12 protein-coding genes are annotated in these 16,431 nt (G+C 50.2%); 3 read left to right on the top strand and 9 right to left on the bottom strand.

The window, feature by feature from the left end:
• Window positions 1-143 precede the first annotated feature (143 nt).
• The 3 genes from CC90_RS23245 to CC90_RS0114070 all read right to left on the bottom strand — a co-directional run bounded on the left by CC90_RS23245 (window position 144) and on the right by CC90_RS0114070 (window position 7,611).
• Window positions 144-5,396 (bottom strand): S-layer homology domain-containing protein, encoded by a 5,253-nt coding sequence (locus CC90_RS23245; protein ID WP_051869603.1) that lies wholly within the window; start codon window positions 5,394-5,396, stop codon window positions 144-146.
• Between the two features lie 263 nt (window positions 5,397-5,659).
• Window positions 5,660-6,322, bottom strand: a complete 663-nt coding sequence (locus CC90_RS0114075) for a response regulator transcription factor (protein WP_031391407.1) — start codon at window positions 6,320-6,322, stop codon at window positions 5,660-5,662.
• Window positions 6,319-7,611: a sensor histidine kinase gene (locus CC90_RS0114070; RefSeq protein WP_031391406.1), complete on the bottom strand. Its 1,293-nt coding sequence runs from the start codon at window positions 7,609-7,611 to the stop codon at window positions 6,319-6,321. Before CC90_RS0114070 ends, CC90_RS0114075 begins: the two co-directional genes overlap by 4 nt.
• Window positions 7,612-7,968: 357 nt before the next feature.
• On the opposite strand from CC90_RS0114070, the gene CC90_RS24840 reads away from it, so the two are divergent.
• Window positions 7,969-8,094 carry a hypothetical protein gene (locus CC90_RS24840; RefSeq protein ID WP_278245478.1) on the top strand — a complete coding sequence of 42 codons (126 nt, stop codon included), beginning with the start codon at window positions 7,969-7,971 and terminating at the stop codon, window positions 8,092-8,094.
• A 101-nt stretch (window positions 8,095-8,195) separates the two neighbouring features.
• Here the strand turns inward: CC90_RS24840 and CC90_RS0114055 are convergent, their stop codons facing one another.
• From CC90_RS0114055 to CC90_RS0114030, 6 genes are all read right to left on the bottom strand, one after another.
• Window positions 8,196-8,633: a MarR family winged helix-turn-helix transcriptional regulator gene (locus CC90_RS0114055; protein ID WP_031391404.1), complete on the bottom strand. Its 438-nt coding sequence runs from the start codon at window positions 8,631-8,633 to the stop codon at window positions 8,196-8,198.
• Window positions 8,634-8,706: 73 nt separating this feature from the next.
• Window positions 8,707-9,018, bottom strand: a complete 312-nt coding sequence (gene trxA / locus CC90_RS0114050; RefSeq protein WP_031391403.1) for a thioredoxin — start codon at window positions 9,016-9,018, stop codon at window positions 8,707-8,709.
• 18 nt (window positions 9,019-9,036) lie between these two features.
• A complete protein-coding gene (locus tag CC90_RS0114045) occupies window positions 9,037-9,912 on the bottom strand; it encodes an NAD(P)/FAD-dependent oxidoreductase (protein WP_031391402.1) in 876 nt (291 codons plus the stop codon).
• A 52-nt stretch (window positions 9,913-9,964) separates the two neighbouring features.
• A complete protein-coding gene (locus CC90_RS0114040; protein WP_031391401.1) occupies window positions 9,965-10,387 on the bottom strand; it encodes a flavodoxin family protein in 423 nt (140 codons plus the stop codon).
• A 173-nt stretch (window positions 10,388-10,560) separates the two neighbouring features.
• Window positions 10,561-11,802, bottom strand: a complete 1,242-nt coding sequence (locus CC90_RS22445; protein ID WP_051869601.1) for a sensor histidine kinase — start codon at window positions 11,800-11,802, stop codon at window positions 10,561-10,563.
• Window positions 11,799-12,473: a response regulator transcription factor gene (locus CC90_RS0114030; RefSeq protein WP_031391399.1), complete on the bottom strand. Its 675-nt coding sequence runs from the start codon at window positions 12,471-12,473 to the stop codon at window positions 11,799-11,801. The genes CC90_RS22445 and CC90_RS0114030 overlap by 4 nt, the downstream gene beginning before the upstream one ends.
• A 218-nt stretch (window positions 12,474-12,691) precedes the next feature.
• Here CC90_RS0114030 and CC90_RS0114025 point away from each other — a divergent pair, with 218 nt between their 5' ends.
• Together CC90_RS0114025 and CC90_RS22440 are read left to right on the top strand one after the other, a co-directional pair.
• Entirely contained in the window at window positions 12,692-14,593 is a 1,902-nt protein-coding gene (locus CC90_RS0114025; protein WP_031391398.1) for an HlyD family efflux transporter periplasmic adaptor subunit, read from the top strand.
• The gene (locus CC90_RS22440) at window positions 14,590-16,407 is read left to right on the top strand and encodes an efflux RND transporter periplasmic adaptor subunit (RefSeq protein ID WP_035315720.1); all 1,818 of its coding nucleotides are present in this window, start codon (window positions 14,590-14,592) and stop codon (window positions 16,405-16,407) included. Before CC90_RS0114025 ends, CC90_RS22440 begins: the two co-directional genes overlap by 4 nt.
• Window positions 16,408-16,431 lie beyond the last annotated feature (24 nt).

The raw sequence follows: 16,431 nt of genomic DNA, 5'->3' as shown, positions 1-16,431 counted from the left end.
TGTGTTTTATTATGTGGAAATAAAATCATCAGCATTTGCTCTTGACTCAGATAGCAAATCAGTCGATAGCAAAATGTTAAATACAAAAATAAAATCACAGAGAGTCTGTCATCTAACTCCCTGTGATTTTTCAATATCTGTGACTATTTCGTTTTTCTCACGCCGTTTTGATCGACCTCATATCCGTCGATGTTGGTGCTGACCGCCAGAGATCCGTCGGTGTAGAAGTAATAGCGTTTGTTGTTGCCGCCTGCGCCGATGTCACACCAGCCGGTGAGGGCCTTGCCGTCCTTGTAGTAGAAATACTGTCCGGCGTCATTTTTCGCCCAGCCCTGCGCTGTGGCAGGATCGATGGCCAGCTTGATGTAACGGTGAAGCATGGAAGAAAACTCCGCGCGGGTGGTGCTGGCTTTGGGATTAAACTTATTTTCGCTGCGGACCATCATGATGCCTGCCTGCTGCATGGCTGTTACTGCTGTTTGGTAAGTGCTTCCAATGCTGGAAGCGTCCGCATAGGTTGTAGCGGTACGGGTGACAGGCAGTGTGTAGCCGGTGGCTTTCGCAAAGTTTGTGAAGATGACCGCAATTTCCTCACGGGTAACTGCTCTGTCAGGCGCAAACTGACTGTTGCCAATGCCCTGCACGATGCCCTTTTTGTATGCCCATTCAATATATGGACGGAGGGCACTGTCGGTTTTCACATCAGTGAAGCTGTTTGTGGTGTACGTTTTGGTATCCACATTCGCCAGTCTGCCGAGGGTCGTCACCAGCATTCCCCGTGTCATGGCGGTGTCGGGTGCAAAGGTGGTTTCCATTGTTCCGGAAAGCAGCCCTCTGCCGACCACGTAATCAATGGATTCCTTTGCCCAATGGGTGCTGATGTCCGTAAACTTTGCTGACGGAGCCGTGTAGCCGATCCCGTACAGGGAGAAGTGGGTAGTGGTGAAGATCAAGCAGCCGCTGTTTGTATCGTAAGCGGAGTCTGCGATACGGGTAGAGTTGCCTGCCCCGTCTACATAGACCGCATACAGGCCGCCGACCGCTTCGTTTTTACCCGGCGTGTAGGGAACCGCAACCGTAGCCGTACCGCCGCCGAAGCCGGATACTGTGGCGTTTTTGCCATCCTTGATGTAGCTGATGGTCAGGTCATATACCGGCCTTGATCCGATCATGGCCTTTGCCGAAGCGGAAAGGCTGGTGTTCGGGGAAATGGTGATACTGATATTCCCTGTGGTCTGCTTCTGGATTTCAGCCAATGTCTTGGCATCAAAGCTGACCGTTACCGGAGAGCCGCTCAATTTAAGGCGTGTTACCCCTGCGCTTACAAGGCTGTTTAAGGAGTTACGGGTTAGAGCAGCCGTCAGGGAGGTTGCGCCCTTGGGCATGGTGACGTTCAATACCACGGAAATGCCGTTTGCGGTTTTGCCCTGTGCTTTTGCGTCGGCCTGTGCTTTGGCAATGGCATCAGTAACAGATTTTTCCGGGATGGAGGCGCTTGCCGTACCGTTCGTTCCCGCTGTCGCCGTGACAGGGGTCGCCGCCGTTACCGGCTGGTTCGGTGTCTTTCCGGGTGTAGTGGTGGTAGTCGTGCCGCCGGAGCTTCCGCTGGAGGAACCTCCGGAACTGGAACCATTGCCGTCATTTCTGCCGCTGCTGGAATAGGTGGTCACGGTTACAGCGCAGGAAGCACTATAACCACCGTCTGTGGTAGTTACGGTAATGGTTGCCGTACCGTTGCCCGCAGCCGTTACCATGCCGTTTGTGTCTACGGTGGCAACTGCTGTGTTGCTGCTCCGCCATGTCACGGATGGCTCTGTGGCATCGGCCGGGGAGACCGTAGCGGTGAGTGCTGCTGCGTTCGGTGAGGTGTTGCTGTAGAGGGACAGGCTGTTTCTGTTTAAATTCACTCCGGTTACAGCCGTTGTGCCTGCCGGAATAGGCTCATAGGTCGCCGTTGCCGTGACTGTCTGCGCGGGCATGGTGAACTTGGCGGTCTGGCTGGTTATGCCTGTGCCGTCTGTAAAGGTGACTGACGGAGTAATCGTCCAATCCTTGAACCGCTGGCCGCTCGGTGCGGTGTCTGCGGTGATGGTTACAGTTGCGCTCTGCGCATAGCTGCCGCTGCCTGTGCCGCTTGTGACAGTCACGGTGTAGGTTGTCACGCTGCCCGGCGGGTTCACCGTCACAGTTACATCGCGTGTATACCCGTCATGGCAGCCCGCAGCGGTGAGCTGGCAGCGGAAGATATAAGTCCCCGCCGTTAAATTCGTCGGGATGGAAAAGCTGCTGCCTGTCGCCCCGGCAATCATACTGTAATAAAACCCCCCTGGTACTTCGTTGCGCTGCCACCACTGACAATCGATCGGATTGCCGTTGCTGGCTGTACCCTCTGCCGACAGGAATCCGCTGATTGCGCCCTGTGTGACAGTTGCATCCTGCGGCTCTGTGGTGACAATGATCCCATGTTTCTCGAACTGAGTGCCGTTCCAGAAATATGTGCCCTCCGTCAAGCCGGCTGCCGAGGCCGGTGCGTTACTTGCGCCCACCGCGACCTGCCCGGAAGCGGTAAAGACCGTGCCCCGGTCCTTGAATTTGTTGCCCATGCCTTCGAGTTTTGAGGTCACAATTAAATAAATCCCGCTTCCCTCCTCGGGAGAAAGCGTACCGGAAGAATATTTCAGGAAGTTGCCGCCTTTGCTGCTGGAAATACCCTGGTTAACCCCTGAACCCACCTTAACGCTTAACGTGCCGCCGTCTACATGCATTGTGCCCCCCAGCATGTCAATACCCCTGTCTGTAAAAGCATTGACGTTCACCGCGGCGCCGGTGCTGATGGTCAGGGTTCTATTGTCTCCTAACCGGATCTGGCCTCCTGCTGTCGGAGACTTCAGGTTGATGGTGGCGCCGTTGCCCACAGTAATGTCCATATTGGACAGGCCGCCGGAATTGCCTGTGTTCTCCAGATCCACCGTGACATTTACAAGGTTCAGCGTACCGCCATCGATATTGCTGGTACCGTTGCCGCCCCGAATACCATTCTGGGCGGGGTTGGCGACCTTTACCGTGCCGCCGCCGTTAATGGTCAGGGCTTTGCCGTTTGTAATGATGCCCCTGTTATTACTGATGGTCAGGGTGTTGCCGTTAATGTTCAGCGTGTGGTCTGCGCCCACTGTAACGTCGGACGCGCTCAGCGTGATGGGTCCCGCGACGGTGATGGTTTGCGGCAGCGCATATTCCAGCGCCGCTTTCAGCCCGGATTCATCGCTGACGCTGGGGCTTGGACCGGAGGCCGCCTTGATCATATCGACGCAGTTGGCCAAGCCGGTTACCCCCTTGTAGGTATCCACTGCGCCCGCCGGAACATAGATGGAAGACAGATGATCGCAATATTGAAAATTTTGGTCGCCGCCGATGTCAGGTGGGGTATCGCTCTCGAAAACCACGGCGGCCAGCGTAGAACTGCCCGAAAATGCATTGCCCCCAATGGAGGTCACGGTATCGGGGATGACGACGACGGAAAGATCAGTTTCATCAAACGCAAAATCGCCGATGGCGGTAATGCCGGTCTCCACGGTGTATGTGCCGGTATTTCCGCGGGGAAAGGCGTACAGCGTGGCCCCGCCGTCTGTCAGCAGCGCGCCTTGTGGGGAGACGCTGAAGACTGTATTACCATCCGCCACCGTAAATGCGGCAATCGGGGTGCCGATAAATGCGGTGGGGTTAATCGCGTTAACACTGGCGGGTATGGTAAAGGCGGTGAGGGCACAGTAAGCGAACGCGCTGCCGTCAATGCTTGTCACGGCCGGCGTGCCGTCAAAGGTTACCGTGGCCAGATGGATGCAGCTAACAAACGCGTTGACTGGAATGCTGGACACGGCCGCGCCGATGGTCAGGGCGGTTACGGAGGCCTTGGGGTTATAGCCGGCAGCTATCCAGCCGGTCATACCCTCGTTGCTGGTGATGGTCAGGTGGCCGTCATCCAGCGTCCAGCCGTTGACGGGCGCTGTGCCGCCCGTCGTCAGCGTCGCCGTGGCCGCATTATCGGTGGTGACAGTCACCGTGCCGGTATAGCTGCTGCCGCCCGCTGTGAGGGTGATTGTCTGATCGCCTGCCGGAAGCAGGAAGCAGAGCTTGCCATCGGCGTTTGTGTTTTTGCTGGAAACGCCGTAGCCCGAGGCGGGCGAGCTGATTGCGGTCACCGGTGTTGCTGCGCTGACGCCGGAAAGCGTCAGCACGGCCTTATAGACCGATGTTCCGTCAAGCGTGACACTGCCGCCGGTAAGAAGCAGGTCTGCAAATGGAATACCCTTGAGGGGTGCGCCGGTCAGCGCAAGATTGCCGCTGGTCATATTCAGCTTCATGCCGTTCCACATAGCGAGGGCGCCGCCTATGCCGTTACCGTTGGCTGTCACTGTGCCGCCGGTGGAGATGGTGATATCCCCATTCTCAACCCAAATACCGCTGGCATCGGTTCCTGTCGCGGTTGCCGTCACATTCGCGCTGCCGCTGACGGTTACGCCCCACATCCCGTATATCACCGCCGCAGAAGGACTTGTACCCGACCCCGCGCATGTGGCGTTCACATTCGCGCTGCCGCCGATGGTTAGCGCTTGGTAGACCTCAATGGCGCAATATTGGCTGTCGCCGCTGGTGGAGTCAAGCTTCAGTGTACCGCCGCTGCCGGTGATATTCAGATTGCCAACACAATAAATTGCGCTGGCGGCGGCGCTGGTGATTGAAACATCGCCGGTATACACAAGGCTGACAGTATCTGCGGACTGGCAGTTGATGGCGATGGGCTGACCGACATAGGTATAGTCCAGCGTCAGGGTGGCGTCGGAGGCGTTCCATGCCCAGCCCTTGCCGGATGGGGTGCCTGTAGAAAGGTCATCGACAGTTGTACCACCGATGTTCATGGTGCCTGTGACGGTGCCGGTGCTCGTCAGCTGAGCCACACCGCGCGGCGCCGGGGCAGCCGGAGCAGTGACGGTCACAGTGATGGCCGGCGGGGTTACGCCCTCCGCCAGTGTCAAGCCCTCGGGCAGATTCAGCGCCGGGGTAAAGAGATAGTCCCCCTCGGCGTCGCCGTCATAGTCCGGTTCGGCAGTCCAGCCCGATACCGGGATGGCCGTTTCGTCTTCCTCGCCCTCGCTGTCCGTGGCGGTGGCCATAAGGCTTTGCGGCAGATTCAGTTCGTCCTCCGCCGTGCCGGTTTCCTCCGTCTGTTGGGACACCTCCGTGTCCAAATCCGCAAAGGCGGTGATTTCACTGCTGATCCCCAGCGGTTGACCGGAATCCTTCGCATCTGTTTCGGCAAAAGCTGTCATCGGCAACATTGTAAAGACCATGCACACCGCTAGAAACAAGCTGCTGATTTGTTTCCATGTTCGTTTCATAAAATTATTCCTCCTTAAAGATTAGCTTGGTTTTGTACTGCATCGCCGTGGGATAGAAGCATCCCAAAAATCTCCTTCAGTATGATGGAAGGCCCGCCGGGCCGGCAGATACGCTCACCGACGGTGAGCGGCCTGCAGAACACTCCGCTTTTGATCAGCGCGGCAAAGGCCTGTTCGTTTCGCTCCTATTTTAATATGGGAGAAAATAAAAAGCGGCGAGAGTTCCGAAATTGTCACTCTCGCCGCAATATTTTTGAAATCTATTATTCTTTCTCGAAGCTGTACCCCTCGCCCCTAGACCATTCGATACGCCATCCGCTGCCTTCAATTTTCTCCCGCAGACGATGGATGGTTTTTTTGAGCGCCTGACTGTCGCCGGCCAGCGGGGCTTTCCACACCTTTTCATACAAGTATTCCGCGCTGATGCAGCGCTCCTCGTTCTGCGCAAAAATCAGCAGCAGGGCAAATTCCTTCTGGGTCAGGAGTAAGTCGGTTCCGTCCAGCATCGCCACATCCGCCATAATATCAAAGGACAGCCGGCCGCGGGTCAGCTTCTCGGGGATGTTCTCCGCTCGGCGCAAAAGAGCCTCCACTCTGGCCAGCAAAACACCGAAGTCATAGGGCTTGGCAAGGTAATCGTCGCCCCCTTTGGAAAGCCCGCGCACAATATCCTCCGGCGCAGTCAGCCCGGTCAGCAGCAGGACCGGCGCATGTGAATGCTGCCGAAGTTCGCTCATAAAGTCCAGCCCGCTTCCATCGGGCAGCATAATATCCAGTACAAACAGATCGGGCATCTGTGCGTCACAAGCGTTGTGAGCATCCGCAAGGGTCAGCGCGGTGACGACCTCATAGCCCCGCCGCGCGAGCATACGCTCATTGCCCCGCATAATCTGCTCATTGTCCTCCACCAGTAAAATCCGCTTCATATCGTATCACCTCCAAATTGTCCCTCATAGGTCGGCAGGGCAAACATGACCGCCGCGCCGTTTCCTTGCCGGCTTTCGATCCATATCCGGCCGCCGTGGGATTCCACCACCGTCTTGCACAGATACAGGCCAAAGCCTGTGCCCCCGGTGGAAAAGCCCCGTTCAAACACATGGGGGAGCAGCTCCGCTGAAATGCCAACTCCGGTGTCCTTGACCGTCACCAGAATCTCATGACCCGCTTTTTCCGCCCTCAGGGTAATTTCGCCCTTCTCGGTGTAGGCGGCGGCGTTTTGCAGGAGGTTAGCCACCACCTGCGCCAACAAATCCGCGTTGCCGAACACGTTCAGCTCTCCCGCAATTTCCGTGGCCAGGGCATTGCCCTTCTTTTGCAAGTGCAGGGAGAACATCTCCGCACTGCTGCGCAGCAGAGATGTGAAATCCACCGCCTGTTTGTCCGTGTTTTCGCTCATGGAAGCCAGCGTCAGCATTCCGCCTACCATGCGGGCCAGCCGCATAATCTCCTGCTGGGCGTTTTGGAGCAGCTCCGCCGCCTCCGCGTCCTTTACCGCTTCGCCCATATCCTCCAGAATTTCGGTCACCGTCTGCACATTCACAGAGATGACTGTCAGCGGCGTGCGCATTTCGTGGGAGGTGTTGGATAAAAATTCTGTTTTCGCGCGGCTGGTCCTCTGGAGAATCTGGTTCTGCTCGTCCAGCTTTTTCTGCTGTTCGTTGTAAAGCCGAAATTGCAGCAGCATGACAATGCTCAGGGCAAGACCAACCACGACAAACCCAAACACAGCGGTAATCATCACATTCCGGCTGCTTATGTAGAAGTCTTCGGGGATAAAGAAAAAGTAAGCGTACAGGCACAGCCCTATGTATAGGAGCATTTCTACCCCCACCATGAGAAAGGCCGTTTTGCCCTCCAGCATAAAGGCGGTAAAGACCAGAGCAAAGATAAAGAAGTAGGGGATCGTCCCGTAATATCCGCCGTTGTTGAAGAAAAAGAAGGGAAAGCCCATGAGGAAAATGGTGACGATAGTGATCATATAGCAGAGCTGATACCGGCCGCTTTTGCTTGCGTACCACAAAAGCGCCGCCGCAAGCAGGCCAAATACCAGATATACGACGGCATTTTGCAGCTTTTCTCCCATTACGGCGGAGACGATGGCAGATATGAAGCTGACCATCACGCCCGCCATCGCCAGGATGTTGAACAGCCGTATCCGCAGATCAAAGCGCTTATCTAAAAAACTGCCGTGGATCAATGAAAGCAATAAGTTCATAGGTCACGCTCCTTATTCTCCGCTGTGGGTTTGCGTCCGTTGCCTTTTCGTCTGTCCTCCGGGCGCTGTGCATCCTTGGGGACCAGCCACACGCCTGCGATTTTTTGCGCGCCTTCAATGCGGCCGCTTATACAGTGGCAGACCACCATCCGAGGGGTAAGCCCCCATTTTCCCGATGTGTCTTTTGTGCTGATATATTCCATATTGGCTTCCTCTCAAAGAAATATCTTGTTATTGATATTATATTTTTTATTAAGGAAATTTTCAAGAAAAAAGAGAATGGGCTTCGTATACGCGTTGTAGCATGTTGTGTTGCTGAGGACCGGAGCTTCTCAAAACAATCGAAAGGATTCAGTTATGCAGTACGAAGAAATATTAGAAAATGAACTGACACTTCGAAGAATTGAACTCAGTCAGCAGGGCAGGGATGATGAACTGACCGCATTGTTTGCGGAAAATGTGAAACAGGAAAACATCGCATAAAACAGCACAAGGCGGATAGCATATGCCATCCGCCTTGTACATATCAATCCCGGTTCACAAACTGTTTCTTTGAACGAAAACAGAAAAGAATCAGTGCTTTTCTATTGCGCAAGCTCTCCTAAAATTTTATATAGAGTTTTATAGAGGAATTGTGATTCCTCCGATTCCAATTTTATACAAGCGCCAATGGATTTCGGTACTTGGACCGCTTTCTCCTTTAACGCATAGCCGGCCTCGGTCAAGGAGACATTTAATACCCTTTCATCTTCCGTTGCCCTGCATCGTTCTATCCATCCCTTCTGCTCCAATTTTTTTAAAACCGGTGTCAGAGTTCCTGAATCGAGATACAAGTATCCGCCCAGCTCTTTTACATTCATCTGCTTATGCTCCCACAAAACCATCATAGTAATATATTGGGTATAAGTCAGGTCCAGCTCGTCCAGAAAAGGTTTGTATTTCTTCACGATTTCCTTAGAACAAGCATATAGCGGAAAACACAATTGGTTTTCCAGTTTTAAGACATCATATTGATCGGCCATAAGTTTCCCCCGTTGGTATGAATCTATAGCATTTAATTTATCATCTTTATGCGTTTGATGCAATGTCTTTTACTTAAAGATGAGCATTGATGAACTGCAGAAGATTTGCTCTGGGCTGAAATCCTACCTGCATATCCACTTTCTCACCGTCTTTAAAAACCACGAGCGATGGTATATTCTGAATGGCGAACTGGTTTGAGAGGGCCGGGGCTTCATCTACATCTACATTAAAGAACGCCGCCTTTCCGTCAAGCTCCTTCGATACATCTTCCAGAATCGGAGCGAGCATTTTGCACGGCCCGCACCACTGTGCTGAAAAATCGATAACTGCTAATTTACTTTCTTTCACTTCGTTAAATTCTTTTTCTGATATTTTCTTTACCATATTTTTTCCTCCATTTGCTTATGCACTTTTTTGTGCTCTTCTCTTTTGATCCAAATAGGACGCGGCTGACAATGCGGCAATGTTTCCTTCTCCGGCGGATTTAATGTATTGATATGGTTTGCCTACAAGATCTCCGCATGCGAAGCAGCCCGGTATGCTGGTTGCCATTTGCTGACTCACCATTACGTGGTTATCCTCAGTCTGAAGGCCTGGAACGAGCTGACTGGGGGAGACACTCTCCCGCAGGATAAACACTCCGTCTACCTCGTAGACATGTTCCCTCGTCTGCAATGTCTCAACCTTATCCGTTCCGCATATTTCTGCAGGAAGCTCACGAATCACTTCTATTTCATCGGAGACGGATATTTCTTCCTTATACATGGGGATGTAATAAACCTTTCTTGCAACTTCCGCCATGAATTCGGCTTCGGCCTCTTCCTTTTGGCTGAATCCAATGATTGCTACCGTTTTATTTTTATATAACGGGGCATCGCAGGTGGCACAGTAGCTTACCCCTTTGCCTAACAGTTCACTTTCACCGGGATATGGTTTTCCCAGTACTACACCTGTTGCCAGAATGACCGAGCTGGCCTCATACATTTGATTTGCGGACTGAAGGGCGAAATAGTCATCCATGGCATAAACAGCATTTACTTTTTCTTCGGTAATTGCAATATTCATTGAATCAAGATGATTTTGAAAGATTTTCCCCATATCGTCTCCGCTCACGGAGGGTAGACCGAGATAGTTCTGGATGGTATGCGCTTTCTGCACCTTGGTGCTTAAGTCTCTGTTACCGATCAGCAAAATCTTTTTATTGCGGATTTTTGCCGTAATGGCGGCGGACAATCCAGCCGGCCCGGTACCTATGATCGCAATGTCATATCGTTCCATATTGTTTCTCCTCATCCTTCTATTTTCCAGTTGTAGTTGTGTACATACTTCTCTAGCTTTTTGCCCGATTCAGTATTTTTTCGGTAAAAGCTTGTACCTCTTTTAAGTCTTCCGCATCGGGTTTGCCTTTATGCAGCATTTTAAAACTTCCTCTGCAATGAAATTCTTTTTCATCCACTGAAATACCTTTTTCCTCCAATAGCTGTTTGACTTGCTTGTATGTGGAAGGAAGCAGGGCAGCGGTGCTGAAATTGACCACTTTCTTGACCTTCGTACTATCCAAAGAGGTGATAAATCTCTTTACCTCGCTGTCGATGCCGGCAGCATATACGGAGCTTCCGAGAAATAAGATATCCACGGGCTCTGTGATCGGGAGGCTGACGGTTTCTGCCAAAACTCCGGCAGCTTGTCCTATTGCATCTGCCAGTTTCTTTGTATTTCCGGTTTTAGAATAATAACGAATTGCAGTTGTCATCTTGAAATTCTCCTTTTAATTTGAATAAATTAAATTGCACACAATGTTTATAAGAAGAATTGTACACAATCTTTTCTGGATTGTCAATAGATTTATCCAAGTTTATTCGATGCACGTAACATTTCGGCAAAAAAGCGGCTTTCAGATATACACGGAAAGTCGCTTTCGTATTATTACGGCAAGGTTACAATGAACTTCGTATAAGTATGCTCGTCGCTCTTAACGAAGATATGCCCTTTATGAGCTTCTGCTATGGAGGAAGCGATTGCCAGTCCCAAACCATAGCCCCCGGATTCACGGCTTCTGGAAGCGTCGCTTCTGTAAAACCTCTCGAATACTTGCTTCTGCTCCTCTTTTGGAATGCCTTTTCCGGTGTTTTCGATTTCCAGTACCCTCTTCTCACCATGCTGAGAAAGCCGGATGGAAATGCTGCCGTTGTCATCGGAATATTTGAATGCATTATCCAACAAAATGATAATAAGCTGTTTAATACTGTTTTCACTTCCATGGAAGGAAATATTCTCATCGATGGCTATTTCATATTTCTTTCTATATTCATAGGCCATGCTTTCGAAGGAAAGCGCTACGTTCTTCACGGCGGTACTCATGTCGAACTGGGAAAATACCATGGTTTGATCGTAAGAATCAAGCTTAGCCAGCTCCAACAGATTTTTGATTAGGGTATTCATTCTCTGTGTTTGCGAGAGGATATGCTTCAGCCATTTGTTATCGCCGATTCCGGCGGCAAGCACCTCAGCATTCGTAGTGATGATAGTGAGGGGCGTCTTAAGTTCATGGGAGGCATCGGCGATGAACTGCTTCTGTTTTTCGAAAGTGGTCTGCACCGGCTTTACAATCCAGCGGGATAGAATCACCACGAGGAAGAAGATGAAGAGAATGCCGATGAGTCCGATATATAAGCAGATCCAGAAGAGCCTGAGGGATATATCCTTTTCTACGGAATAGTCCATAAAGTATATTTGCAGGCCATCTGCTCTGTCTTTCATAATATATAAATATTTGGAAAGCACTCCCCGCTCGTGTGGGTTTTCGGTTACCTTCGCAGCCAGAGCGCGAATGGTATCCTCCGTCATATCAGAACTTTCATTATAAAAAACGTCAGTAATATTGTTTTCTGAATCATACAGGACAGAAAAGCTGCGAAAGACGTCGAAGCCGCCAATAGGATTACCCGGCGGATTCTCATTTTCTCCCATCATTTGTTCATGCTTTTTTACGACGAAACCTTTGTTCCTCTCTACCGGCATATCGGCGATGCGATAGAGCAGAGAATAGCCTTGATTGCGGCTGGACAGTGTCATGGAAATATTGATGACGCACAAAATCAATATGAAAATAAAGCTGATGCAGGCCATCGTGACCAGAATGAACTGGTAACGCATTCGTTTGATCATGGCGCTACCTCCAGATAGTAACCGATTCCCCGGCTTGTCTTTATCTGAACGGCAGTTCCCAGGGAATGGAGCTTTTGTCTCAAGAAGGATACGTAGACCTCCACATTGTTATATTCGGCATCGGTATCGAAGCCCCATACCTTTTCTATCAATAAGTCCTTGGGAATTACCTGTTTGGGACTTGTGAGAAATATTTCCATCAGTTGAAATTCTTTTGCGCCCAGCTTGATGGAATTCTTGCCGCAGGACAACTCCATCGTTCCTTTGTTTAAGGATATATCCGCATGGGTGATGATTTCTCCGGTATAATTGCTGCCCCGTCTTGTCAGGGCTCGTATTCTTGCCAGCAGCTCTGTGGTGGAGAAGGGCTTGGCCAGATAGTCGTCGCTTCCGGCATCCAGACCGGTTACGATGTCCTGAAGCTCGGTTTTTGCAGTTAAAAGGATGACGGGGGTAAATATCTGTTCCCTGCGTAAGGCTTTCAATATGGAGATGCCATCCATGCCGGGCAGCATAATGTCGAGCAAAATCATATCATAGATGCCGGAGCGCGCGTAATCAAGGCCTTCCAGACCATTAGATACAGAATCTGCCATATAAGAATTCTGGCGCAGTATTTCACATAGGGCATCCGCAAGCGCTTCTTCGTCCTCTATTACCAGTAACCGCATATTGTTATCCTTTCTGCATTTGAATGATGATTTCTGTTCCGGGGGACCGGATCTATTGTAAATATATTATAGCACGAACCTTAAAATAAAATTGAAAATTTCCTTTTGGGTTTCAAGGTTATTTTAAGATTATTAAATTATCCTTATAGATGGAAAAGTAAATGCAGCGTTTTTGATTCTGAGCGGTGCTGCATTATGAATGAATGCAGGAGGCACGTATGAAGGAGAAGAAGAAAAAGGTAAATACGGATGCGCAGAAGAAGGAGAGGATAAGCCTGAAGGATAGATGGAAGGGGATAGAAAGGAAGCAGAAGATTATTTTATCCGCATGTATGCTTCTTCTTGTGGCAGCTCTTGCGTCAGGAGGTATTTATTTTTTTGTCATTAGAAATAATGCAAAAGATATGGCAGATATGAGGCCGGATATGAATGGATTTGGAGAGAATATCGTTACGGCCAGCGGATTGACCAGCACAGGGATGACGGAAGAAGAATATGAACTGGACTTTCTGGAGACACAGTTATTCGTGGAGGAAAGCTACCTTTCCATGGGTGATACGGTGGAAAAAGGAACGAAGGCATTTAAGATTTCCGATGAGAGCCTGAAGGAGGCCAAGGAAGAATTAAAAAACGCAGCTGCCGAAACGGAGCTGGCTTATCGTCAGGGGCTGATTGATTATGAGCGGAACAAGCTGGAGGCAGACAGTACATATCAAACGGCGGAGGTAAACGCGAAATATGCGCAGGCAGAATATGACAGCTCGTTGGAACAGTCGAAGGCAGATGTGGAAGATTTGAAGCAGCAGGCAGAGGATGCGCAGGAGCTTTACGACGAGTATACCGCCGTGGTGAAAAGTGATTATTACTATAGTTATTACAATATCGAGGAGCTGAAGTCAGTTTATTACGACAACTTCTCCTTTTTGATGGACTTATATGAAAGATGGGATATCGAAGGCTTGAACGACCAATACCCGAACGGTGCCGGCAGCTTAAGCGATACGGGTACCAGCCAGAGCCCGGATAGCGCGAGTACAGCAGCTCAGAGCGATTCCGGAGCTTCCGGCAGTACGGGAGGTATGCCTGGCGGCGGGATGTCGGGCAGCGGAAAATCGGAAGGCAGCAGTGCAAGCAGCGAAGCCGATAAACTTACGGTATACGATATGATGGATGAGCTTGTTACAGAGAACGGTGAAGAATACGAAGAAGCTATGGACAATTATAAAAAGGATACGGCGATGGCCACCGCTTCCCTGGATCAGGCGAAGAGTAATCTGGCGACCTTGCAGGCACGGCTTCAGGAGGCGGAGTTAGCATATGAGAAGCAGGTCATAATGAGTAAGGTAGATTACGATTCAACAATTGCGGATAGCGAAAATGCGAAGTTGGTATATGACACTACTGTCAAGAAACTGGATGAAGATTTGGAAGCCTTAAAAGATGATGAAGCAGATGCGAAAGATAATCTACAGATATTTGAAAGTACCATGGGGGATGGCTATTTTTATACGCAGAGCGCCGGAACAATTGTGATGAACAGAGTGCGTAAGGGCAGCTATCTCGGTACAGAGGACATTCTTCTGGCTTACAGCGACCCGGAGACGGTAACCGTAGCGGCATCTGTGGATCAGGCGGATATTGCACCGGTAAATGTAGGGGACAGTGCATATGTGGTAATCAGCGAATACGGAAGCTATGAGGGCACGGTAATTTCCATTAATCCCGTATCCTCCTCCGACAGTAAATCTGCGGTTACATATACGGTTACGGTAGAACTAAGCGGCGACATGAGCAATCTGGAATCCAATTTGACATCTTATGTCTATCTCGGCATGAATGAAGAACAAATGGAACAGATGCAAAGAAGAAACGCACGCAGTGCAGATGGCAATGCCGGGGCCGAAATGCGCGACGATAATATGCCGGAGGGCAACAGTGAGACCAACAATACGGAATCCGGAAATCAGGAACGGACGAACGGAAGGCCTCAGGGCAGCGCAGAAAATGAGGAAAGTCCGGGCAGCATAGGCGGAGCAGAGGGAGCAGGAACTTCGCCGTCTGTGGATGTTCAGGGGACGGGGGAAAATGAACAAGGCTCAGGCGGAGGTAACGGAGAATGATTGGCAGACTAAAGGAAAGATTAAAAAGTAAAAAGTTTTTACGCAAATTCCTTCTTGCAGCCATAGTGCTGACCGCACTTATTGCCGCTTCGATTTACACGGTATTCATCAAACCAAGGCTGAGCGAGGACAGATATATATATAAAGAAGAGCAGGTGCAAAGAGGAGATTTGATTCTCGGAATTATGGAGAGCGGAAATATCACATTGGATGAATCCAGCATCAATTATACGCTGGAGCTGGAGGATGAAGACGATGATGACGAAGATTCCGATGACGAAGACGGCGATGAGGAGGAAACCATCAAGTATCTGGAGATAGAGGACGTTTACGCGGTAAGCGGTCAGCATATCAAGGAGGGAGATGAGCTTTTTAAGCTGACTGAAAAAAGTGTGGAGGCGGTGGGCAAGAGATTGAATACGCTTTATACGGAAACGCAAATTGCCCTTTCGGAAGCAGAGACGGAATATAAGATAGAGCTTCTTACGGCAAAAGGAACCTACGATACGAGCATACTGGAAGCTAATAAGGCGAAATCTTCCTATAACTCCTCCCGGTCCATGACAGAGGAAAGCGTGAATATCCTTTCGGCGGATATTAAAGTGCTGGAAGCGGATATTGCCTATGCGCAGGAGCAGCTTGAGGATGAGGATCTATGGGAGTCATTAGATGATGCACAGACAGAATATACTCAGGCGTTAAACATCTATGAGGATACGGATGTACATAATGCTACCGCTTATGCAAGCAATTATGCGGACTATAAGAGTGCCAGGGAGCAGTTGGATATGATTCAGGGACAAATCGATGAGCTGAATCAGACGATAGAAGACAGCGAGAAGAGCATAACCGAAAAGCAGAAAGATATTGCAGCAGCACAGAGCGGCCTGGAAGTGGAAGGACTGACGAACAAAGGCGCCTATAACAACGCAGTAGTAGGCGGAGAGCTGGCCGAAGATATTTATAGTTACACGGTCAATTCTTTGAAAGAGGCGGTAGCGTCGGCACAGGCGGATATGGATGAGGCAGCGCAGAATCTGGAGGATTTTCAGTCTTTTGTTGGAGAGGATGGAATTATTTATGCGGACGGCAGCGGAGTTGTGACAAGCGTGTCATATAAGGCCGGCGATGACTTGATTGCTGCGGGTGCAATTTTAAGCTATGTAAAAGAAGATGCATATGCAGTGACCATAGACGTATCGGAGGAGGACGTTTCGGCTATTGCGGTAGGCGATACGGTAGACATCGTTATGGCAGCTTATCCTGATGAGGTATATGAAGGAACGGTAGACTCCATAACAACTACAGCCACCTCGGATTATGCTTCTACAATCAGCTATCCGGTAACCATTAAGATAGAAGGAGACATTTCCTTGCTGTTTGGAGGAATGACAGCGGATGTAACATTTGTTACGGATTCGGTTTCCGACGTTCTGTATATATCCAAAAAGGCGGTGCAGGAAATCGACGGGAAAAGCTATGTCTACACGAAAGGCCAGACAGGAAACAAAAAGCTTATAGAAGTGGAAACCGGTTTTTCCGACGGTACCAATGTTGAAATTGTAAGCGGACTTTCCGAAGGAGATATTGTTTATATAGAAAGCAAGGTAAGCGCAAGCGATGAGGAATTGTCGGAAAGCGGAATCATAGAGCAGAGTGGTTCAGGCGATGGAAGCGGACAGGAAATGTCCGGTGACGGCAGCATGCCGGATGCAGGAGATTTTTCAGGCGGTGAAAATATGCAAAATGGCGGAGGCTTTCCCGGCAATGGAGGAAATATGCCTGACATGAGCGGAGGCTTTCCCGGAAATTGATATAAAAGCTGAAGGCCAAAGCAT

Source organism: Kineothrix alysoides (genome assembly GCF_000732725.1).
Classification (GTDB): Bacteria; Bacillota; Clostridia; order Lachnospirales; family Lachnospiraceae; genus Kineothrix; species Kineothrix alysoides.
Note: the sequence above shows the minus strand (reverse complement) of the source record. Positions and strands in the feature narration are given on the sequence as shown.